Origin of the sequence: Myceligenerans indicum, assembly GCF_016742955.1 — a bacterium.
GTDB lineage: Bacteria > Actinomycetota > Actinomycetes > Actinomycetales > Cellulomonadaceae > Myceligenerans > Myceligenerans indicum.
On record NZ_JABBYC010000010.1, the window covers coordinates 1 to 21,313 of the forward strand.

General features: G+C 73.0%; 22 protein-coding genes and 1 tRNA gene. 7 read left to right on the forward strand and 16 right to left on the reverse strand.

The window, feature by feature from the left end:
• Nucleotides 1-130: 130 nt before the first annotated feature.
• Both HGK34_RS08245 and HGK34_RS08250 read right to left on the reverse strand, forming a co-directional pair.
• Nucleotides 131-204: transfer RNA gene (locus tag HGK34_RS08245), tRNA-Pro, on the reverse strand.
• A gap of 212 nt (nt 205-416) precedes the next feature.
• Nucleotides 417-779 (reverse strand): DoxX family protein, encoded by a 363-nt coding sequence (locus HGK34_RS08250; RefSeq protein WP_201846107.1) that lies wholly within the window; start codon nt 777-779, stop codon nt 417-419.
• 65 nt (nt 780-844) lie between these two features.
• Between HGK34_RS08250 and HGK34_RS08255 the strand changes: the two genes are divergently transcribed.
• Nucleotides 845-1,075: a hypothetical protein gene (locus tag HGK34_RS08255; RefSeq protein ID WP_201846108.1), complete on the forward strand. Its 231-nt coding sequence runs from the start codon at nt 845-847 to the stop codon at nt 1,073-1,075.
• A gap of 80 nt (nt 1,076-1,155) precedes the next feature.
• Here HGK34_RS08255 and HGK34_RS08260 read toward each other — a convergent pair whose 3' ends face one another.
• From HGK34_RS08260 to HGK34_RS08310, 11 genes are all read right to left on the reverse strand, one after another.
• Nucleotides 1,156-1,689: a GNAT family N-acetyltransferase gene (locus tag HGK34_RS08260; RefSeq protein WP_307815861.1), complete on the reverse strand. Its 534-nt coding sequence runs from the start codon at nt 1,687-1,689 to the stop codon at nt 1,156-1,158.
• A gap of 158 nt (nt 1,690-1,847) precedes the next feature.
• The gene (locus tag HGK34_RS08265) at nt 1,848-2,009 is read right to left on the reverse strand and encodes a DUF8730 family Cys-rich protein (RefSeq protein WP_201846110.1); all 162 of its coding nucleotides are present in this window, start codon (nt 2,007-2,009) and stop codon (nt 1,848-1,850) included.
• Between the two features lie 44 nt (nt 2,010-2,053).
• Nucleotides 2,054-2,329, reverse strand: a complete 276-nt coding sequence (locus HGK34_RS22600; RefSeq protein WP_201846111.1) for a metal-sensitive transcriptional regulator — start codon at nt 2,327-2,329, stop codon at nt 2,054-2,056.
• Between the two features lie 165 nt (nt 2,330-2,494).
• Nucleotides 2,495-2,869 carry a thioredoxin gene (gene trxA / locus HGK34_RS08275; RefSeq protein WP_201846112.1) on the reverse strand — a complete coding sequence of 125 codons (375 nt, stop codon included), beginning with the start codon at nt 2,867-2,869 and terminating at the stop codon, nt 2,495-2,497.
• Between the two features lie 461 nt (nt 2,870-3,330).
• Complete coding sequence (locus tag HGK34_RS08280; RefSeq protein ID WP_201846113.1) at nt 3,331-4,755, reverse strand: RICIN domain-containing protein; 1,425 nt, start codon at nt 4,753-4,755, stop codon at nt 3,331-3,333.
• 224 nt (nt 4,756-4,979) lie between these two features.
• A complete protein-coding gene (locus HGK34_RS08285; RefSeq protein ID WP_244666545.1) occupies nt 4,980-5,501 on the reverse strand; it encodes a COG4315 family predicted lipoprotein in 522 nt (173 codons plus the stop codon).
• A 68-nt stretch (nt 5,502-5,569) separates the two neighbouring features.
• Nucleotides 5,570-6,310 (reverse strand): anti-sigma factor family protein, encoded by a 741-nt coding sequence (locus HGK34_RS08290; RefSeq protein ID WP_201846114.1) that lies wholly within the window; start codon nt 6,308-6,310, stop codon nt 5,570-5,572.
• Entirely contained in the window at nt 6,307-6,822 is a 516-nt protein-coding gene (locus HGK34_RS08295; RefSeq protein WP_201846115.1) for a sigma-70 family RNA polymerase sigma factor, read from the reverse strand. The genes HGK34_RS08290 and HGK34_RS08295 overlap by 4 nt, the downstream gene beginning before the upstream one ends.
• A gap of 172 nt (nt 6,823-6,994) precedes the next feature.
• Complete coding sequence (locus HGK34_RS08300; RefSeq protein WP_201846116.1) at nt 6,995-8,083, reverse strand: NADH:flavin oxidoreductase/NADH oxidase; 1,089 nt, start codon at nt 8,081-8,083, stop codon at nt 6,995-6,997.
• Nucleotides 8,084-8,152: 69 nt separating this feature from the next.
• Complete coding sequence (locus HGK34_RS08305) at nt 8,153-9,373, reverse strand: RNA polymerase sigma factor (protein WP_201846117.1); 1,221 nt, start codon at nt 9,371-9,373, stop codon at nt 8,153-8,155.
• Nucleotides 9,370-9,777, reverse strand: coding sequence for a YciI family protein (locus HGK34_RS08310; RefSeq protein ID WP_201846118.1), 408 nt, complete (start codon nt 9,775-9,777; stop codon nt 9,370-9,372). Before HGK34_RS08310 ends, HGK34_RS08305 begins: the two co-directional genes overlap by 4 nt.
• Nucleotides 9,778-9,962: 185 nt before the next feature.
• Here HGK34_RS08310 and HGK34_RS08315 point away from each other — a divergent pair, with 185 nt between their 5' ends.
• Entirely contained in the window at nt 9,963-11,003 is a 1,041-nt protein-coding gene (locus HGK34_RS08315) for an N-acetylglucosamine kinase (protein ID WP_201846119.1), read from the forward strand.
• 19 nt (nt 11,004-11,022) lie between these two features.
• Here the strand turns inward: HGK34_RS08315 and HGK34_RS08320 are convergent, their stop codons facing one another.
• Nucleotides 11,023-11,490 carry a hotdog fold domain-containing protein gene (locus HGK34_RS08320; protein WP_201846120.1) on the reverse strand — a complete coding sequence of 156 codons (468 nt, stop codon included), beginning with the start codon at nt 11,488-11,490 and terminating at the stop codon, nt 11,023-11,025.
• 135 nt (nt 11,491-11,625) lie between these two features.
• Here HGK34_RS08320 and HGK34_RS08325 point away from each other — a divergent pair, with 135 nt between their 5' ends.
• A complete protein-coding gene (locus tag HGK34_RS08325; RefSeq protein ID WP_201846121.1) occupies nt 11,626-12,249 on the forward strand; it encodes a class I SAM-dependent methyltransferase in 624 nt (207 codons plus the stop codon).
• A 98-nt stretch (nt 12,250-12,347) separates the two neighbouring features.
• On the opposite strand, the gene HGK34_RS08330 is transcribed toward HGK34_RS08325, so the two are convergent.
• Nucleotides 12,348-13,802 (reverse strand): MFS transporter, encoded by a 1,455-nt coding sequence (locus HGK34_RS08330; protein ID WP_201846122.1) that lies wholly within the window; start codon nt 13,800-13,802, stop codon nt 12,348-12,350.
• A gap of 102 nt (nt 13,803-13,904) precedes the next feature.
• Between HGK34_RS08330 and HGK34_RS08335 the strand changes: the two genes are divergently transcribed.
• Entirely contained in the window at nt 13,905-14,801 is an 897-nt protein-coding gene (locus HGK34_RS08335) for a helix-turn-helix transcriptional regulator (protein WP_201846123.1), read from the forward strand.
• A gap of 32 nt (nt 14,802-14,833) precedes the next feature.
• On the opposite strand, the gene recQ is transcribed toward HGK34_RS08335, so the two are convergent.
• A complete protein-coding gene (recQ, locus tag HGK34_RS08340) occupies nt 14,834-16,723 on the reverse strand; it encodes a DNA helicase RecQ (RefSeq protein WP_201846124.1) in 1,890 nt (629 codons plus the stop codon).
• A 247-nt stretch (nt 16,724-16,970) separates the two neighbouring features.
• Between recQ and HGK34_RS08345 the strand changes: the two genes are divergently transcribed.
• From HGK34_RS08345 to HGK34_RS08355, 3 genes are read left to right on the forward strand one after another with little or no spacing between them, the layout of a single operon-like run.
• Nucleotides 16,971-17,921, forward strand: a complete 951-nt coding sequence (locus HGK34_RS08345) for a class I fructose-bisphosphate aldolase (RefSeq protein ID WP_201846125.1) — start codon at nt 16,971-16,973, stop codon at nt 17,919-17,921.
• The gene (locus HGK34_RS08350; protein ID WP_201846126.1) at nt 17,918-20,827 is read left to right on the forward strand and encodes a cation-translocating P-type ATPase; all 2,910 of its coding nucleotides are present in this window, start codon (nt 17,918-17,920) and stop codon (nt 20,825-20,827) included. Before HGK34_RS08345 ends, HGK34_RS08350 begins: the two co-directional genes overlap by 4 nt.
• 32 nt (nt 20,828-20,859) lie before the next feature.
• Entirely contained in the window at nt 20,860-21,309 is a 450-nt protein-coding gene (locus HGK34_RS08355; RefSeq protein ID WP_201846127.1) for a hypothetical protein, read from the forward strand.
• Nucleotides 21,310-21,313 lie beyond the last annotated feature (4 nt).

The window sequence follows — 21,313 nt, forward strand, 5'->3', positions numbered from 1 at the left end:
TCCTCCGAGAACTCACCATCGACCTCACCCGCGACTACCAGCCACGCGGCAACCCACCCCGCACATGACAAATGGCCTGAACCCACAAACGTGGGTTCAGGCCATTCCGATGTCCTGCGACATCACACCGTCGGGATGACAGGATTTGAACCTGCGACCCCTTGACCCCCAGTCAAGTGCGCTACCAAGCTGCGCCACATCCCGTTTGGCCCGTCGGGCCATGTCCGAGAGTACCTGTTCCGGTCTCTCGGGGACGACCGAAATACTACCCCACGTCACACGGTGTTCCGCACTCGGGCCAGTGGTGACGAGGGACACGCTGCCATGCGACGCGTGCACGATGCCCTTCACCGCGTCGTGCTGCGGCGAGGGCGGGGAGCGATCATGCCGGCTCGTGCCCTCGCCGCCCGTGGCGCTCAGACGAGCATGAACCCCAGTACGGCCGCCGAGCCTGCGAGGACCAGCAGCACGAGCGCGGGGATCGCCGGCTCCTTGCGGCGGATGTGCACCACGACGGCGCCGATCATGGTGAGAGCCAGGGCGATCGCGGCGACCGGGCCCAGGGCCGGCACGACGCCGATGAGCATCGGGACGATCAGTCCGATGCCACCCGCGATCTCGGCGACGCCGATCAGTCTGACGCCGGGTCCGGCGAAGTCCTCGACCCACCCCATCCCGGACGCTGCGAGCGCCTCCTTCGAGCGCGAGGCCTTCATCGTGCCTGCGGCGAGGAAGGCCAGCGCGGTGATTCCGGCGACGATCCAGTAGGCGATGGTCATGGTCTGCTCCTTGAGTGAGCGATTACTTTCCTGGGCAAGTGCCAGCATGGAGTGCTTCACTTGCCATGTCAAGTAAATCTGCCCGGCGCGGCCGCATGGACGACGGGCGCGCGGCCCGCGCCGTGCTCGCCACGGAAGGTCTGCGCAAGGTCGCGGCGGCAACCCCGGCGCACATCGCCCTCGCTCGTGAGCTCGTGCTCGATCAGCTCACGTCCGAACAGATCGATCAACTCACGGCGATCGCCACCACGACCTCCCGGGCATCAGGGCCGGAGGGGCATGCGCCTCACGCATGACGTGACCGCTCGACGGGACTCGGGGCGCACCAGGCCGCCAGGGTGAGGCAGCGCGGCCACAGGCCACCGCGGCACCGCGATCACACGACGGCGCCGTCCAGCTCCAGCCGGTAGGCGACGAGCAGGAGGTCGAGCTTGTCGTCGGGACTCCAGTCCCGTTCCGGCTCGCGCCGAAACCCCAGGCGCTCGTAAAGGCGGTGTGCGGCGCGCATCCGCGCCTGGCTGCTGAGCACGACGGCGGCCCTGCCGGCGATGCGGGCGCGGTCCAGGCAGGCGCGGGTCAGCGCCTCCCCCACGCCTCGCCGGCGGGCGTCCGGCGTGACGGCGAGCATGCGGATCTCCGCCTCGCCCTCGCCGGCGAGGTCTGACATCTCCCCCGGCCCGGAGACGAAGGTGACGCCTCCGAGGAGGCGATCGCCGGCCGCGCGGCGGTCGCGGTCCACGGCGACGAGCACGTCGGCCACGGCTGCCCGGCCGGCGACGTCGCGCAGCCTGGCCAGGTACGGGTCCTGGTCGCCGTAGTCGAGGAAGCCCTCGCGGAGGTAGGCCTGCGCGGTCAGCTCGCCGAGCGCCTCGTGCTCGCCGGGTGCCGCGGGTCGGATCGTGAAGTCCACGCCCGCAGTGTCACGCATGCGGCACGCGGCCGCCAGAACATTCCCGGTCTGCCGGCCCGCGCACAGCGAAGCCGGCGTCGTCCGTGGCCCGGAGCCCGTGCGGGCCGGGGGGCTGGACGGCGCCGGCCGTCGTTCGGCGAGCGACGCTCGCCGGGCGCTCAGTTGCCGAAGAGGCGGGCGAAGAACCCGGTGCGCGGCTCCTCCTCGTGACCCTTGCAGCGCTGCGCGGCGGGGACGCCTCGCATGACGTCGTCCACATGCTGGCCGCAACCGGCCCAGGTGGTCTTGCCGCAGGTCTTGCAGTTGACGGGTCGGCACATTTCAGGGATTCCTTGTCTGTCGGTGAGGAGGCAGGGGGCAGAGGTCAGGCGAGGGCGAGGAAGAGCTTCTCGAGTTCGTCGGTGGTCAGGCCGTCCCGGCTCTTCCCAGTCTCCGGCTCGGTGACGCACTCCTCCATCGCGGTGGCGACGATGACGAAGCCGGCGCGGTTGAGGGCGTGCGTGACCGCCGCGAGCTGGGTGACGACGTCTCGGCAGGACGCGTCGGACTCGACCGCGTCGATCACTGCGTCGAGCTGGCCGCGAGCGCGGCGCAGTCGGTTGACGACGCGGCGTCGGCTTGCTTCGTCGGAGGAGCTCACGAGTTGTTCCTTTCGGTGACGACCGCGGGGGTCGCCGGCGTTGCGGGTCGGTGCGTACCGTGACGTTCGGTCCGTTGCGAGCAGGCCGTCCGTGCGGCAGCTGCCGCGGCCGTCGATCGGTCGGGCGGCAGGCGGTGGTGCCGCCCGCCGCCACGGCCGGCCTGTTCAGGCCTTCGCGGGCTGGTCCTGCTTGGCCAGCTCGGCGCGGACCTCGTCCATGTCGAGTCCTTCGACGGCGCCGATGACCTGGCTCAGCTGAGCGGAGCCGAGGGCGCCGGGTTGCGCGAACACGACGACGCCGTCCCGGAACGCGGCGAGCGTCGGGATCGAGGTGATGCCGAACGCCGCGGACAGCTCGCGCTGCGCCTCGGTGTCGATCTTCCCGAACACGATCTTCGGATGTTCCTCCGAGGCCTTCTCGAAGACGGGGGCGAAGGCGCGGCACGGAGGGCACCAGTCCGCCCAGAAGTCGAGCAGAACGATCTCGTTGTCGGCGACCGTCCGCTCCAGGTTGTCCTTGGTGATTTCGCGGGTAGCCATGCCACGATGATATACCCATGGGGGTATCCGGGGTCAATGGCTCGTGCGTCACAGGAGCACCCGGGAAGGTGCCGCCCGACGCCGCGGCCCCGGTACGGCACCGGCGTTCCGTCCGGACCTGGGCGAACGGGCGCCGCCCGACGCCGCGGACGGCGGCCCGCGCGGCCTGGTGGCCGCCCGCCACCTGTCCGACGACGAAGGGCCGCTCGACCTGTTCGCCCTGCCCGGTGACCCTGCCGCCGCCGACACGCTGCTCGGCGCGGCCTCCGCATGGGCACGCTCGCAGGGCGGCGAGGTCGAGGCGTCGTTCGGCGCACCGCTCGCCGACCAGCCGCCCGCCCGAGCGGGACCCCGGTCGTACGGCCGACGGGCCCGGCCCCGCCGGAGCGCGGCGGCCGCCCGGCATCGGCGTGCGCGGCGCTCCGGCGGGCCGGGATCCCTGCCCGCGATGACGGGACCGGTCAGAGCGTCCAGTGCTGGTTGGCGCCACCCCAGCAGGAGTACTGGTCCAGCCGCGCGCTGTTCGCGGTCGACTGTCCGAGCACGTCGAGGCACTTGCCCGAGTGACGGGCCACGAGCTCCACGACCCCGCCTCCGGCGTCGCGCACCTCCCACTGCTGGTTGGTGCCGCCGTTGCAGGTCCACTGGATGGCCTGGGCGCCGTTGGCGGTCGAGGCACCGTCCACGTCGAGGCAGAGCCGAGAGCCCTGGTTCACGATCTGGTGGTAGCCGTTGCCCAGGTCGTTCAGCACCCACTGCTGGTTGGCGCCGCCGTGACAGGTGTACTGGATGATCTCGGCCCCGGCAGAGGTGGAGCCGCTGACGACGTCGGCGCACTTGCCCGAGCCCTCACCCACGATCGCGACCGTGCCGGGGCTGCCGCCGTCGGGGTCCACCGCGTCGCCCCACCCCCAGCGCAGGCGGTTCGCGCCCGACCCGTTGCGGACCGTGAGCGACAGGTTGGTCCCGCTACCGCTCAGGGAGAACATCGAGTACCCGTCATAGCCGATGCTTCCGGGCTTGCCGCCGATCGCCGGCCAGTACGTACCGCCCATGGAGTTGTCGCGCATGACGTCGGTGACCGCGCGGATGTGGCGCACGAAGTTGTCGGTGCTGTTCGGGTCGCCGTAGTCGCGGCCGTCGTGCATCGCGGCGCCGAACTCGGTGATGACGGCGCGGTCCGCGCAGGCGCCGAGGCGCGTGGTCGCGTGGTCGTACCACTGCTGGTAGGTCTTCTCGCCGTAGAAGAAGGCGTAGTGGTGGTAGGAGAACAGCGTGCCGTCGAAGCGGGAGTCGGTGCACAGGTCGCGCAGGTCCTGGCTGTAGCCGGTACCGCCGATCAGGACCCGGTTGTCCGGTGCGGAGGAGTGGTCACCCAGCCAGGTCGCAGCCACGTCCCGCCATTCGGCGGACGTGTAGCCGTGCGGCTCGTTCATCGGCTCGAAGTAGACGCTCGAGTTGCCGCCGTACTGGGAGATGACGGTGGACCACATGCCGTTCCAGGCGGCGTAGTCCGTGACGCGGCCGCCCGAGGCGGCGCCGTCCTCCCAGTACGCCAGGATCACCTTGAAGCCGCGTCCGGTGGCGGCGTCGATCGCGCCGCGGTAGCGGTTCCACCAGTCCGTGCCGACGGTGTGGGTGTTGACCGGCAGCCGCACGGTGTTGATGCCGAGCAGCGACTCCATGTCGTCGTAGATGGCGTTCGCCTTGGCCTGCACGGTGGCATAGCTGTCGGAGCCGTCGAGCCCGTCGATGACGAGCGGGCCGGTGCTGAAGTTGTCGCCCAGCACCGCCCAGTTCGCGCCCCGGAACTGGCTGGTGTCGGCGGCTGCCGGCGTCGCGGTGGCCAGCGCGACGGCCGGCAGGAGCGCGCATGCGGCGAGCATGCTGAGGATCCGGCGGAGCGGCCGCCGGGTGGACGGGCGCCGGGAGGGCGCGCGGAGGGTGCGGAGGATTCTCATGACGTCGACCGATCTCGTGCGGCTCTGCACGGTAGGGGCTCGAGCAATGCTGAACATCACGCCATATCGTGATGTTAACGTCAACATCGAGATCAAGGATGGCGAGTCCGGCGTCGTGAGTCAACCGTCAGCGCTGTCCGCGCTGCCTCCTACTCGCGGACCGGCTCGCCCTGCGGGGTCACGACCCACCACACGCCCTTCACGCCCTGGCCCATGGTGTCTCCCGGCTGCGTGTCGGACGCGAAGTAGTACAGGGGCCAGCCGTCGAGCGTCAGCTGCGGCTCACCGTCGGACCCGGTGATGGTGCCGATCTCACCGGTCACCCCGTCTGCCTGCACGTCGTCCCCGCCGTGGACCGGAGGCCACGCGGCAAGGCATTCACCGGCGCAGGTGGACTCTCCCGAACCCTGGGTGTCGCTGTCGAACTGGTAGACGGTCATGCCGTCGCCGTCGGTCACGATCGTCCCGAGGTCCGTGTCGGCGACGCCGAGGGACGCCGCGGCCATGCCGCCGTCGTCCATGCCGGCATCGCCGGAGTCCGACTCCTCGGCGGGCGCGCCGTAGCCGCCCGTGTCGCCACCCGTGTCCGAGCCTCCGGAGCATCCCGCCAGGACGAACATCAGGGCAAGTGCGGGCGCGGCCGCACGGGTCATCAGAGTCGTGGTGCGCATGGGTCTCTTCCTCTCGGTTTCCGGATGGATCCTGGTGTGTGCGGGGGATCCGGAAGTCCCGCCGCGTCTCATCCCGCGTCGCCCGCGCCGTCCTCCAGATCGGCGCTGAGCAAGGGGTCAGTTGCATCGTCCGCGGAATACACGCTGATCGCGGCGATGTCGTCTCGGGTCAGGGCGGTCGCCGCGTCCAGCCGCACGGTGCTGCCGGGCGCCGCGGTCCACGTCGAGACCTGGCTGGTGGCTCCGTCGCCGGACGTGACCACGAGCGCGTAGGCGCGCTTCGCCGGGGAACCCGCGCCGGGAACGTACGTGGCCGGGTCGGGGGCGTACGTGCACACCATGGTGAGCTGCGTGCCCCACTTCTTGTCCGTCAGCTCGACGTTCGCCGACAGCCGCGACTGCCCGGACGCCACCAGCCCGACCGTCTCCGCCGGGAGCACGGCGGGCGCCGAGCCACCGGGCGGCAGGTTGAGGACGACGACGGTCACGGCCGCGGCCGCCGCCGCGCTGATCGCGCCACCCCACAGGAGCGACCGCCCGCGCCGCCGAGCCCGGCGGCGCACGACCAGGTCCACCAGGTCGGTCGCCGGGCCGTCCGTGTCCACCGCACGAGGACCGAGCCCGTCCCCGCCCGCCGCCCGCAGGAGGCCCGGCACCGGCGCCAGCTCGGCGACCTGCGTGCGGCAGCGTGCGCATTCGTCCAGGTGCTCGGCGAACGCCCGCCGGTCGGCCGCCGTGAGCGCCCCCAGCACGTAGGCCGCGTCCCAGTCGGCGAACTCCTCGTGACGAGGTCCGGTCTCGTCGGTCATCGCACGACTCCCCTCTCCTGCAGCGCGAGGCGCAGTGCCCGCAGCCCGTAGTGCAGCCGCGACTTCACCGTTCCCTCCGGGACGTCGAGCAGCTCGGCCAGCTCGGCGGTGCTCCGCCCACCGAAGTACGCGTGTGCGATCACCGCCCGGTGGTCCTCCGTGAGGTCCCCGAGGGCCTCCGCCACGAGGATCGCGTCGAACAGCTCGTCCGTGCGGTCGCCCGCCCCGCCGCCGTCATGGTCGGGCAGCGACTCCACGACGGTCTCGTGCCGCCGCCGCGCGCTGCGGGCGTCGTCGATGACCAGGTTCCGCGCCACGGTGAGCATCCACGCCCGCGCGGCATCCGGGTCCTTGCGTGCCAGGCGGGGGCTGCGCCACGCGCGCAGCAGGGTCTCCTGCACGATGTCGTCCGCGCCCGTCGTGGTCCCCGTCAGCCGCACGACGTACCGCCACACCGCCGCGGCGTGGCGGTCGTGCAGATCACGCAGCACCGCCTGATCACCAGCCCGCACATGCCCTCCCTCCCGAGCGACGGATCCCGTACCCGGCGGCCCGCGAAGCGGCGCCCGGCACTCCTACCAGCCTGCCCTGGACACGAGAGGGACGCCGTTTCGGTTCAACGCATCGCCCAACACGATGCGAGACCGAGCATTCGCGGCGGACGGTCCGGCCGTCCCGGGGCCGTCAGCGCCACGGCGCGCGTTCGTACTGCGGCTGGACGCCCACCCCGCTCTCCGCGACCCGTCCGACCAGTTCCCGCAGCGCCCGCGCCGCGCGCAGCGGCCAGTGCGGGTCCCGCAGCGCCTCGCGGCCGATCATCACGGCATCGGCCGCCCCGTCCACGAGCACCTGCTCGGCCTGGGCCGGTTCCGTGATCAGCCCGACGGCGCTGACCGGAAGCCCGGACACCTCGCGCACCCGCCGCGCGTGCGCCACCTGGTAACCCGGTCCCACCGGGATCCGCGCGGGTGCCACGCCCCCGGTGGACACGTCGACGACGTCGGCGCCGTCCGTCCTGAGGTCCGCGGCGACGGCCGCCACGTCCTCCACCCCGAGCCCGTCCGGCCGCCAGTCCGTCGCCGACAGCCGCACCATCACCGGCAGCTCCTGGGGCCACACCTCCCGCACCGCCCGGACGGACTCCCGCACCAGGCGGGCCCGCCGTTCGGGCGAGCCGCCGTACTCGTCGGTGCGCCGGTTGGCCAGCGGCGACAGGAACTGGTGCAGCAGGTAGCCGTGCGCCGCGTGGATCTCGGCGACGTCGAACCCCGCGGCGAGCGCCCGCCGCGCCGCGTCGGCGAACCGCTCGGGGATGCCCGCCACCTGGTCGGCCGGCATCTCGGCGGGAACGGCCAGCCCGGGGAACGGGTCAGCCGTCGGGCCGGCGGTGACCCATCCGCCGTCGGGAACGGGCACGCTGCCGTCGAGCTCGTGGAACGGCGGGTAGGTCGACGCCTTGCGGCCGGCGTGCGCGAGCTGGATGCCGGCTCGTGCGCCGCGCGCGTGCACGAAGCGGGTGATCCGCCGCCAGGCGGCGGTCTGGTCGTCGTTCCAGATGCCGGTGTCCTGCGGGGAGATCCGGCCTTCGGGGACGACGGCGGTCGCCTCGGTCATGACGAGACCGAACCCGCCCGCGGCTCGTGCGCCGAGGTGGGCGAGGTGCCAGTCGCCGGGGAGGCCGTCCGTCGCCGAGTACTGACACATCGGTGCCAGCCAGGCCCGGTTCGGGACGGTGAGTTCGCGCAGCTCGACGGGCTGGAACAAGAGGCTCATGCGGCGCACAACCGGCGCCGGGGCGCCGGGATTCCTCGGCTGTGCGGACGGTCCGGGTGTGGGACGGGGTCAGGACCCCGCGGAGTTCTCGTTGAGCCGGGCTGCCTGCTTGAGCAGGTGGGTCCGCTCGGCGACGCTGTCCGCGGCCTGCGCGGCGGCCGCGTACCGGCGCGCGGCCTCGGCCCGCTCGCCGGCCAGTTCCCGCAGGTAGGCGGTCGCGGCGTCGTACCGCGGCAGCCCGGCGTCCAGCGTCTCGAGCGCCCGCAGCCCGGCATGCGCGCCGTCCACGTGCCCGACGGCGATCGCCCGGTTCAGTTCCGCGACCCGGTTCCCGGGCGCGAGCGCGAGCAGTTCGTCGTACCACTCCAGGATCTGCGGCCAGTCGGTCTCGGCGGCGGTGGCGGCGTCGTCGTGCAGGGCGGCGACCGCGGCCTGCGCCTGGTACTCCCCCAGCAGCTCACGGGCGAGTGCCTGCTGCAGGATCCCGACGCCCTCGGCGATCGTCGTCGTGTCCCACAGCGACCGGTCCTGCCGGTCCAGCGGGACGAGCCCACCGGCGGCGTCGAACCGTGCCGCCCGCCGCGCGTGGTGCAGCAGCATGAGGGCGAGCAGCCCTGCGGCCTCGGGATCGTCGGGGACGGCCGCGGTCAGCTGGCGGGTCAGGCGGATCGCCTCCTCTGCCAGGTCGACGCCGGGCGCACCGGTGAACCCCTCGTTGAACATCAGGTAGAGCACGCGCAGCACGGCCGTCACGTCGCCCGGCGTCCCGAACCGCTCACCCGCGACGGTGCGCTTCGCGCGGGAGATCCGTTGCGCCATCGTCGCCTCGGGCACCAGGAACGCCCGCGCGATCTGCGCCGTCGTCAGCCCGCCCACGGCCCGCAGCGTGAGCGCGATCGCCGACGCGGGCGTCAGTGCGGGGTGACAGCAGCGGCTGAGGATCAGGAGGGTGTCGTCGGCCTGTTCGGCCTGGCCCGGTGGGGGCCGCAGGCTGACCTTCACCTCGCGCAGGGCCCGGGCCGACGCCGATCGCCGGGCGTCCAGGAACTTGCGCCAGGCGACGGTGACGAGCCATGCCTTCAGGTCGGCGGGGAGGCCGGCCGGGGAGGCCCCGGGATCCTCGCCCTCGGGCGAGGGGTTCGCACCGGGCGAGTCGTCGCCGACGACCGCGCTCCCCCAGTGGCGGACCGCCTCGACGAGGGCGTCCTGGACGGCGTCCTCGGCCGCCGCGAAGTCTGCTCCGCGGCGGACGAGGACACCCAGGACCTGCCCGGGCAGTTCCCGGTTCACTCGACCACCGGCGGCTCGGCGAGGAAGGGGCGCACCTCGATCCACTCGTACAGAGGCTTGCCGTCCTTGCCCGGCGCCGACGACAGGTAGGCCGCCGCCTCATGGGCCCGCTGCTCGGAGTCGACGTCGATGACCATCCACCCCGCGATGAGGTCCTTCGTCTCGGCGAACGGACCGTCGGTGACCGGCGGGCGGCCCTCGCCGTCGTAGCGGACGAAGGTGCCCTCCGGGGAGAGCGCCTGGCCGTCCACGTACTCGCCACGCTCGCGCAGGTCGTCGGCGACCTTGTCCATGAACGCGATGTGGGCCGAGATCTCCTCGGGGGTCCACCGGTCCATGGGGGCGGAGAACTCGGGGTGCGCCTCGGGGCCACCGCGGTAGTGCTTCAGCATCAGATACTTCATGGGTCCATCCTCCGGTCTCGGGCGGCGCGTGTCGCCGCCGACACCCCTGGGACGGAGCCGGGTGCGGGTTCTCGACATCGGCGACGGACGGTAATTCCCTGCCGCCGCGACACCCGTTGCGGACAACTGTCGCCTTTTCGTCGTTTCGTGTCGCGGTGTCCGGTTCTCCGTGCCACGATCGTCAGATGCGCGCTGGGGAGACTCTGGGAAGCGCGTCCGGCACGAGCCAACACCGCGATCCGACGCCGCTGACCTGGGAGGTCGGTATCGACGTCGGCGGAACCGGCTCACGGTTGCGCGGTGCGCCGACGACACCGGACGCCGGATCCGTCGAGCCCGTCGACCTCACCGGGGATCCGGTGCGGTTCGTCTCCGGACGGTCCAACGCACCCACCGTCGTCGGCGACCTGTGCCGGCGGTTCGCCGAGAAGGCCGGGACGAACTCGACCGCCGCGGCGGTCGTGGGTATGCGAGGCCTGCGCTCCATGGTCGTCTCCCGCACGCTGAACCCGTACGCCGTGCACGACACCCTGTCCGGCGAGCTGGGCACGGCCCGCACCGCCGTCGCGAGCGACACGATCATCGCCCACCTGGGGGCCCTGCAGGGACGCAGCGGCGCGACGCTCGCCGTCGGCTCGGGCGCGGTGGCCATCGGCGACGACGACACGGGCCGCCTGCACATCGCCGACGGGCTCGGACCGCTGATCGGGGACAACGGCGGCGGGTCGTGGATCGGCGAGGAAGGGCTGCGGGCCGCCGCCCGCGCCAGCTACCACGACGCGCGCGGCTCGGAGCGTCTCCTGACCGCCGCGATCGAGCGGCTCGGACAGCCGGAGACCTGGGAGTCCAGGCTGCGCGACGCCCCCGACCGCGTGCGGGTCCTGGCGGACTTCGCACCCGTCGTGGTGCGCGCCGCCGCGGAGGACGACGTCGTCTGCCAGAAGATCCTGCGGGAGTCCGCCGAGCTCCTCACCGACTGCCTCGCGAGCGTCCTGAGCCGGCCCGGTGTCCGGCAGGTCGCCGCCACGACCGGCCGGCTCATGGCCGTGGGTTCACCGCTGCGGGCGGCCGTGCACGGCCTGATGCCGGTCAAGCGGGTCGGGGTCGAGCTCGTCGACGCGGCCGCGACCCCGCTCGACGGCGCCCTGCTGCTCGCGCGGCGCCTCGTGGAGGACCCGGAGTTCCCGTCCTACCGGCCGCTGCTGACGGTGCGCACCACCGGGTAGCCGAGGCGCGCGGCCGGCTTCAGCGCGCCGGCTTGTCCGTGACCCACAGCCGGATCGTGCCCTGCGCGACGACGGTGCCGTCGTCCCGGCGGGCGGTGACCGCGACGGGCACGTCCGGGTCGTCCTCCAGCCAGCGCTCCGGATCGGACTCGGCGGTGCAGGTGATGTCCGACGTCGACTTCGCCGTGTAGGCGATGTCCATGCCCTTGGGCAGCCACCGCTTGGAGTCCGGCACGGTGGCCTCCGCCATCGCGCCCATCGCGGCCTCGAGCCCGTTGCACACCGCGATCGCGTGCACGGTGCCGATGTGGTTGAGCACGGCCCGCCGCTTCCTGATCACGAGTTCGCCGAACCCGGGCCTCACCTCGGTGAACCGGGGCCTGATCGAGCGGAAGTAGGGGACGCGCCATCCGTACCCCAGGCCGAAGGCGCGCTTGCCCAGCGGCTTGCCGGCGAGCTTCTGCCACATCGCGTACGTCTCTGTCACGACGCGGACTCTACCGGGCCGGGCTCCGCCCGCCCGCGCGGCCGGCGGGACGGCGCCGCGCTCGACCGCCACGACGGCGCCGCGCTCGGCCGCCACGACCTGGACAGTCCGCGAGGGGCGTGCCAGCCTGCAGACATGGAATCCCGCGCCACGGCGAAGCAGCGCCGGCTCTGGGACCGGGCCGCCGGCGACTACGACCGCAGCATGGTCTGGTTCGAGCACAACCTCCTGAAGGACGGCCGCGACTGGATCGGCGCGCGCACCCGCGGGCGCGTGCTGCTGGTCGCCGTGGGCACCGGGCGCGACCTGCCGTTCCTGCACGAGGACGTGAGCGCCGTGACGGGCATCGACCTCAGCTCCTCCATGCTGGGCCAAGCGCGGCGCCGCGCGTCGGACCTCGGCCGCGACGCCGACCTTCGCGAGGGCGACGCCGAGCACCTCCCCTTCGACGACGCCACCTTCGACACCGTGACCTGCGTGCTTTCCCTGTGCAACATCCCGCGCCCGGAGGCCGCCCTGGCCGAGGCCCGGCGGGTGCTCAGGCCCGGCGGGCGGCTCCTGCTCCTGGACCACATCGGCAGCACCTGGCCCCCGATCCGGCTGGTGCAGTGGTTCGTGGAGGCGTTCACCGTGCCGAGCGCCGGCGAGCACTTCACCCGCAGGCAGCTGCGCCGGGTCCACGATCTGGGCTTCGAGGTCGTGGAGCGGGACCGCTACGGGTTCGGGATGGTGGAACGGGTGCACGCGGTCAAGCGGTGACGCGCACCGCCCACGGGTTCCGCGAGACACGCCCCGCACCGGGGCCCCACACCCGGCCCTCACACCCGGCCCTCACACCCGGCCCTCACACCGGAGCCTCACACCGGAGCGTCCTCGCGGGCGGTTCGCGTGGCGAGCAGGGCGAATGCGAGCGCCAGGACGGCCTGGACGATCACGGCGACGGCGAAGCCGCGCGCCAGCCCGGTCTCGGCTCCCCCCTGCGCCCCTGCCACGACCAGCTGGAAGAGCCCGCCGAGCAGGGCCACACCCAGCCCGAGGCCAAGCTGCTGGAGCGTGGCGAACAGCCCGCCGGCGACACCCGCGGCCCAGGTGGGCGTGCGTGACAGCACCGTCCGCAGCACCGGCCCGTACATGAGGGCCTGCGCCGCGCCGAGCGCCACCAGGAGCGGCTGCAAGGCCCCGGCGCTGCGGCCGTGCCCGCTGCCCACGACGAGAGCCAGCCCGACGAGGACCGCTGCCTGCACGAGTGCGGCGCCCGTCATCGTCCACCTCCCGGTGCGACGCTCGACGACGGGCAGAGCCAGCGCCACGGCGATGAACGCGGCGCCGAACCCGAGCAGCAGGAGGACGGCTCCCCACGCGTCCATGCCGAGCGCGCCCTGGGCGAGCGTCGAGAACTCGTACAGGAACGCACCGTATCCGGTGAAGAAGAGCAGCGTCATGGCCAGACCCCGGCGCACCGCCGGGGTCCGCAGCACGCTCGGCGGAACGACCGGCAGCTCTCCCCGCCGCTCGGACGCGTACTGGGTGCGGGCGAACACGGCCAGGACGACGCCCCCGGCCACGAGCACGGCGAACAGCGGGGCGGGCCGTGGGGCCGACCCGGCGAGTGTCAGCGGCACGACCACGAGCAGCAGCCCTGCCCCCAGCAGCACGGTCCCCCGCAGGTCCAGGGACAGCGCCGCGTGCGACCGCGAGTCCGGCACGACGCGCAGCGCGAGCAGCGCTGCCGCCCCGACCGCCCCGGTGAGCAGCTGGACCAGCCTCCAACCCAGGTGATCGCCCGCCGGGAGCGCGACCGCCCCGGCGAGCAGCTGGCCGCCGATGGTCGAGATACCGCTTGCCGCCGTGAACAGCGTGACGCCCAGCGCCCGGAGCCGGTCCGGCGCGGTGGCCTGAATGGTGGACAGCACCTGCGGGGTGAACAGTCCCGCGGCGACGCCGAGCCCCGCCCGTGTCGAGACGAGCACCGCCAGGTTCGGCGCGAGCGCGGCCACGACGGACAGCACCCCGAACGCCGTGACCCCGATGGCGAGCAAGCGGCGGCGGCCGTAGCGGTCACCCAGCCGGCCGGCGACGACGAGTGCCGCGGCGAACGCCGTCGTGTACGCCGAGAGGACGAGGCGGCCGCCGGACGCCGAGGCGCCGAGATCCGTGGCGATGGCGGGACCGAGGAGGTTGACGGATCCGAACGTCATGTTCACGGGCAGGTAGGCGACGAGCAGGACGCCGAGCCCCGGGCCCGTCAGTGCGGGCCGCATCACGGCCGGAGGTGTCGCGGGCGTCGCGCGGTACGCCGAGGTGGTGGTCATGACCACGACGGTGCGCCGGTCTCCATTCTGGTACCAGAAGCCTGCTGATCGTGGTACCAGCACCACCTGGTTGCCCGGTCGCGTCCGGGTGACACTGGTCTCGTGACCACGACGACACCCGACCGTGCGGCGCTCGGCGCCTTCCTGCGCGCGCGCCGTGCCCGAGTGACCCCCGCAGACGTCGGGCTTCCCGGCGGTGGCCGGCGCCGCACACCGGGTCTGCGGCGCGAGGAGGTGGCACAGCTCGCCGGCGTCGGCGTCACCTGGTACACGTGGCTCGAACAGGGCCGGGCCAGGAACGTCTCGGACCAGGTCCTGGAGTCCGTGGCACGTGTGCTGCGGCTGGAGGCGCCCGAACGCCGGCACCTCATGGTGCTCGCCGGCCGCGCGCCCGGTGCGACACCGGGGCCGCCCATGGACCTGCGTCCCGAGCACGTCGCCGTGCTGGAGAAGCTGTTGCCCTATCCCGCCGCGGTGCAGACCGACTGCTACGACCTGGTCGCCTCGAACCGCACCTACCGCTTCCTGTTCACCGACCTGGACGCCTACCCGACCGAGGACCGCAACTGCGCGTGGTTGATGTTCACCGACCCGCAGTGGCGCGGGAGCCTGCTCTGCGAGGACGACGTGCTGCGCGAGATCACCGCCCGGCTGCGCGCCCGCCAGCCCGAGTACCGCCAGGACCCGCGGTGGCGCGCGCTGCTGAACCGCCTGCGGGAGGCGTCGCCCGACTTCGACCGATACTGGGAGACCTACGAGCTCGAGGGCGACCAGCCGCGGCTGCGGCGGTACCGCTCGCCTCGCGCGGGGCGTCTCGAGGTGCAGTTCCAGAGCCTGTGGCTGGACCGGGGGCGCGGGGAGCGCATCATCGTCATGACCCCTGCCGACGACGCGACCGCACAGCGGCTGGAGCGACTGGACGCGCTGGTCGGCGCCGCACCACGCTGGACCTCACGCGACGACGCCGGGACGCCGGCGGCACGGCTCACCCTGGGCTGACCTCGCGTCGTCCCCTAACTCCCCTGGCTCCCCTAACTCCCCTGGCTCCCGATCGTCTCCAGGACGCCCGCACCGTACTTGGCCAGCTTGCTCTCGCCCACGCCGCTGATCGTCCCGAGCTCGTCCAGGCCGGCGGGGCGCGCCGCGGCGACGGCCCGCAGGGTCGCGTCGTGGAAGACGACGTAGGCCGGCACGCCCTGCTCCTTCGCGACGCCGGCGCGCCAGGCACGAAGCTGCTCGAACACCTCGGCGTCCTCGGCGGACAGCTCGATGTCGGGGGCGGCCTTCTTCTTCGCCGTCGCCGCCGCCCGGGCCCGCGTCCGCTCGGGATCACGGCGCAGCCGCACCTCACGGCGGCGGCCCAGCACGTCCGCACTGGCGTCGGTGAGCAGCAGGGTCCCATGACTGCCCTCGACGGCCAGCAGGCCCTGGGCCAGGAGTTGGCGCACGACCGTGCGCCACTCCCCCTCGCCGAGATCGTCCCCGACGCCGAACACGGTCAGGTCGTCGTGACCCCACTGGCGCACCTTCGGGGTGACCTTGCCGCGCAGGATGTCGACCACGTGCCCGACGCCGAACCGCTGGTTGCGCTCCCTGTCCAGCCGGTACACGGCCGAGAGGAACTTCTGCGCGGCGATCGTCCCGTCCCAGGACTCCGGCGGCGCCAGACACGTGTCACAGTTGCCGCAGGGTTCGCCCGCCTGCCCGAAGTAGTTCAGGAGCTGGGCGCGGCGGCACTCGACGGTCTCGCACAACGCGAGCATCGCGTCCAGATGCGTCCCCAGCCGCCGCCGGTGGACGGCGTCCCCCTCGGAGGCGGCGATCAGCTTGCGCTGCTGCACGACGTCGGACAGGCCGTAGGCCAGCCACGCCGTCGACGGCCGCCCGTCACGACCGGCCCGCCCGGTCTCCTGGTAGTACCCCTCGACCGACTTGGGCAGGTCGAGATGCGCGACGAAGCGGACGTCCGGCTTGTCGATGCCCATGCCGAACGCGATCGTGGCGACGACGACGAGACCGTCCTCGCGCAGGAACGCCGCCTGGTTCCGCGCGCGCACGTGCGCGGGCAGGCCGGCGTGGTACGGCAGGGCCCGGATCCCCTGTGCGGTGAGGAACTCGGCGGTCTCCTCCACCGACGCACGCGACAGGCAGTAGACGATCCCCGCATCACCCGCGTGCTCGGTGCGCAGCAGGTCCAGGAGCTGCCGCTTGGCGCCGTCCTTGGGCACGATGCGGTACTGGATGTTGGGCCGGTCGAAGCTCGCGACGAAGTGCTCGGCCTCGGTGAGCCCGAGACGTTCGGCGATCTCCTCGCGCGTGGCCTGGGTCGCCGTCGCCGTCAGCGCGATGCGCGGTACGTGGGGCCACCGTTCGCGCAGCCGGGAGAGCTCCAGGTAGTCGGGACGGAAGTCGTGGCCCCACTGGGACACGCAGTGCGCCTCGTCGATGGCGAACAGCGCGATCTCGCCCTGGCCCAGCAGCCGCGCGGTCGCGTCGAGGCGCAGCCGTTCCGGCGCGAGGTAGAGCAGGTCGAGCTCGCCCGCGACGAACGCCCGCTCGACCGCATGCCGCGCCTCGGCGTCCTGCGTGGAGTTGAGGAACCCCGCCCGCACGCCGAGCGCGTCGAGGGCGTCCACCTGATCCTGCATGAGCGCGATCAGGGGGGAGACCACAACCCCCGTCCCCCGCCGTACCAGGGACGGGATCTGGTAGCACAACGACTTCCCGCCGCCGGTCGGCATCAGCACGAGCGCGTCCCCGCCGGCGACCACGGTATCGACGACCGCTCGCTGCCCTGCCCGGAACTCCTCGTAGCCGAACACGCGGCGCAGCGTGTCCAGGGCGGGATCGACGGCGGTATCGGGCGAGGTAGCGGCGTCGGCAAGAGTCACGGCGGCCAGTCTAGGGACCAAGGGCGACATGGTCGTCCCGGGCCGCGCGATCTGTGGAGGACCGCGGCCGGACGCACCCCGTGATCCCTCCCCGGGGCCTGCCGGCGGGGCGCCGGCCCGTCCGCCGGGGACGAAGGTCCCGGACCACCCGGACGAATGCCCCTTTCCTGGTCCCGCCACGATCGGGGAGCGTGTCAGCAGTGGCCGAGATCCCGCCCGGCGACACCGCGTGAGCGGAGCGCGCCCGCCTGACCGGCCCCGGCGAAGGAGGCTGGTCATGAGCACGTCCCCACGGGTCGAGGAGATCCTGTCCTGGTACGACACCGACGACGTGGCCACCCGGTCGTGTCTGCGGCGCCTGCTGGAGCACGGACGGACGGCACACTCCGGAAAGCTCGTCGTCCTGCCGGTCGACCAGGGGTTCGAGCACGGCCCGGCGCGCAGCTTCGCGGTCAACCGCGCGGGCTACGACCCCCGGTACCACGCCCGGCTCGCGATCGACGCCGGCTGCAGCGCGCACGCGGCACCTCTCGGCGCGATCCAGCGGATCGCGAAGGACTTCGCGGAGGAACTGCCGCTCATCCTCAAGTGCAACTCGTCGGACTCGCTGTACACCGGCCCCGACCCCCTCCCTGCCCTCACCGCGAGCGTGGACGACGCCGTACGGCTGGGCTGCGTCGCGGTCGGGTTCACCATCTACCCCGGTTCGGCCGGACGGAACGTCATGTACGAGCAGCTGCGCCGGCTCGTGGCCCAGGCCCGCGACGCCGGCCTGCCCGTGGTCGTGTGGTCCTACCCGCGCGGCTCGGGGATCTCGAAGGAGGGGCAGACCGCCGTCGACGTGGTCGCCTACGCGGCGCACCTGGCCTGCCAGCTGGGTGCCCACATCGTGAAGGTCAAGCCGCCGACGGCACACCTGGAGATGCCGGCCGCGGCCGCGGCGCTCCGGGAGTCCGGGACACGGCTGGACACCCTCGCCGACCGCGTCCGGCACGTGGTCGAGTCCGCCTTCGACGGGCACCGGATCGTCATCTTCTCCGGCGGGCCGGCCAAGGACACGCTGGCGGTCCTGGAGGAGAACCGGCAGACGGCGCTCGGCGGCGGGTTCGGCACGATCATGGGCCGCAACGCCTTCCAGCGTCCCCGCACCGACGCGCTGCGCCTGCTCGCGGAGGTCATGGACATCCACCGCGAGTCGCGCGCCCACGCCGTGTCCGGGGCACGGTGACCGGCCCCGCCCGCGACGGCGGTCCCTCCGCGGGGAGCGCCGCCGGAGCCGTACGTCCGGACCCGTCGGTCCGTGCGGTCCCCGAGATCCTGCACGAGCTGGACGCCGATCCGGCGGGCGGCCTGAGCGACGCGGAGGCCGCCCGCCGGCTGGCCCGCGACGGGCCGAACGAGCTGCGGGCCAGGCCTCCGGTCCCGCTGTGGCGCCGGATCCTGGCCCAGCTCCGCGACCCGCTCGTGTCCCTGCTGCTCGTGGCGGTCGCCATCTCGCTGGTCGCGTGGCTGGTCGAGGGTGCCGCAGGGATTCCGGCCGACGCCGTGGTCATCGCCGCCGTCGTCGTGGTCAACGCCGTGCTCGGCCTGGTCCAGGAGAGCCGCGCGGAGAACGCCGTCGCGGCACTCGCGTCGATGACGCGGGCCACCTCCACCGTGGTGCGCGGCGGACGGCATCGGACGATCCCCTCCGCCGAGCTGGTGCGCGGCGACCTGCTGCTCCTGGCAGAGGGCGACGCCGTCGGCGCGGACGCCCGGCTGGTGGGTGCCACCGCACTGCGGGTGCTGGAGGCATCCCTGACCGGGGAGAGCGCCGCCGTGGCCAAGGACCCGGTCACGCTGGAGGGCGACGTTCCGCTCGGTGACCGTACCGACATGGTCTACAAGGGCACCGCCGTCGTCCAGGGCGTCGGGCGCGCCGTCGTGACGGCCACCGGCATGGACACCCAGATGGGCGCCATCGCCGAGCTGCTCGACGCGACCCAGGAGGAGGCGACACCGCTGCAGCGGGAGATCGCGTTCGTCGGGCGGTGGCTCGGTCTCACCGTGATCGGCATCGCGGTCGTCGTCATGGTCGTCACCGCCCTCGTCAACCAGGTCAGCACCCTCCCCGAGCTGGTCACCGTCCTGCTGCTGGGCGTCTCGCTGGCGGTGGCCGCCGTACCGGAAGGTCTGCCGGCCATCCTGTCGGTGGTGCTGGCGGTGGGTGTGCAGCACCTGGCCCGGCGGCACGCCGTGGTGAAGAAACTCCACTCCGTGGAGACCCTCGGCTCCGCGTCGGTCATCGCCTCGGACAAGACCGGGACCCTCACGCGGAACGAGATGACCGTCGAACGCGTCGTCACCGCCTCCGGCGAGGTGCGGCTGACCGGCGTCGGATACCGGCCCGACGGCGACGTGCTCACGTCCGGCGGGCCGCTGTCCGACGGCGACCTCGCGCAGGAGGTCCGCATGGTCCTGGGCGGCGGGTCCCTGGCGAACGACGCCCGGGTCGCCGAGGAGGACGGGCGTTGGACGGTGCACGGCGACCCCACCGAGGCCGCCTTCCTCGTGGCCGCGCGCAAGCTGGCCGGCACGGCCGAACGCGTCGCCACGTTCGAACGTCGCGGCGAGGCACCGTTCACCTCCGAGCGCAAGATGATGTCCGCCCTCGTCGACCCCGCCGGACCCGGCACCTGGGCGCTGGTCACCAAAGGCGCACCCGACGTCCTGCTCGACCGGTGCACCGCCGTGCAGGTCGGCAACGACGTCGTCCCGCTCGACGCCGCACGACGCGCGGCGGTGCTGGACGACGTCGAACGGCTCTCGGGGCAGGCCTACCGGACGCTCGGTGTCGCCTACCGGCGCGTGCCGGAAGGCACGGCCCCCGACGGGCTGGAGGCCCACGAGTCCGGACTGGTCCATCTCGGGGTGGTCGGCATCACCGACCCGCCGCGCCCCGAGGTGGCCGGCGCCGTCGAACAGGCCCACCGGGCCGGGGTCCGGGTCATGATGATCACGGGCGACCACCCCGCCACGGCGGTCCGCGTCGCCGGGGAGCTCGGGATCGTCGGGCCGGACGCCCCGGCCGTGGCCGGACCCGAACTGGACCGTCTCGACCCCGACCGGCTGCGCGAGACCACCCGCGACGTCTCCGTCTACGCGCGCGTCGCCCCGCAGCACAAGCTTCGGATCGTCGACGCGCTGCAGGCGGACGGGCACGTCGTGGCCGTCACCGGCGACGGTGTCAACGACGCTCCCGCCCTGAAGACGGCCGACATCGGCATCGCGATGGGGATCATGGGCACCGAGGTCACGAAGGAGTCGGCCAGGATGATCCTGGCCGACGACAACTTCGCCACGATCGTCGCCGCGGTGCGCCAGGGCAGGGTGATCGTCGAGGACATCAAGAAGTTCCTGCGCTACCTCCTCTCGTCCAACATGGGTGAGGTCTTCACCGTCTTCCTCGGTGTCGTCCTGGCGGGCGCCATCGGCCTCACGGGGGCCGCCGCCCAGGACGCCGTCGTCGTTCCCCTCCTCGCCACCCAGATCCTGTGGATCAACCTGGTCACCGACACGGCGCCCGCCCTCGCCCTGGGCGTGGACCCCGAGGTCGACGACGTCATGGGACGGCCGCCGCGGCCCGTGTCCGAACGGATCGTCGGGCGGCGGATGTGGACCGGCATGCTGTTCGTCGGCCTCACCATGGGCCTGGTCACCCTGCTGACCATGGACATGTTCCTGCCCGGCGGCCTCCTGCCGGGCCACGACTCGCTGGCGGTGGCACGCACCGCCGGCTTCACCGCCCTGGTGCTGGCCCAGCTCCTGTACGTGTTCAGCGCACGGTCCGAGACGGCCGGGGCGTGGCGCGGGCTGTTCGCCAACCGCTGGCTGTGGGGCGCCGTCGGCCTCGGCGTCGGGCTCCAGGCCGCGGTGGTGCATGTGCCGTTCCTGCAGACGGCGTTCGGTACCGCCCCGCTCGGTCCGGTCCACTGGGCGGTCGCGGTGGCCGCCGCGCTCGCGGTGGTCTGCGCCGAGGAGCTGCGCAAGCTGGTGCTGCGGCGCCGGGACCCCCGGCGCCCCGGCCGCCACGGGGCGGGGCCGGGCCGGCGGAATCGGCAGGAACGCCGTCTCCTGAGTGACCAACGGCCCTAGGCCGTCCGGCGCGGGGTTCCTAGCCTGCGGGTATGAGGTCCTCGCCTGCGCACCGGACGCCTTCCCGCCCCTCGGCGGCGGCGCGGCGTACGGGATACCTGGTCACGGTCCTGATCGAGGTGATCATGCTGGGGCTGATCCACCTGTGGCCCGGATGGGAGTCGGTCCCGTTCCTCACGGCGCAGACCGGTGAGGTACTCACGCCCGTGAACGCGTCGCTGGTGGCCGGCATCGTCGCGAACCTCCTGTACACGATCACGGACCCGCCGTGGCTCCGTGCCGCCGGCGACATCGTGGTCACCGCGGTGGGTCTCGTGGCGATCCTCGCCGTCTGGTCCGTCTTTCCCTTCGACTTCACCGGGCAGTCCTTCGACTGGGCGCTGGTGGTGCGGGTGCTGCTGGTCGTCGCCGTGGTGGGCAGCGCGATCTCGATCGTCGTGAGCCTGGTGCGGCTGATGTTCCCCGGCAGCGCCCGGCGGTGAGGCG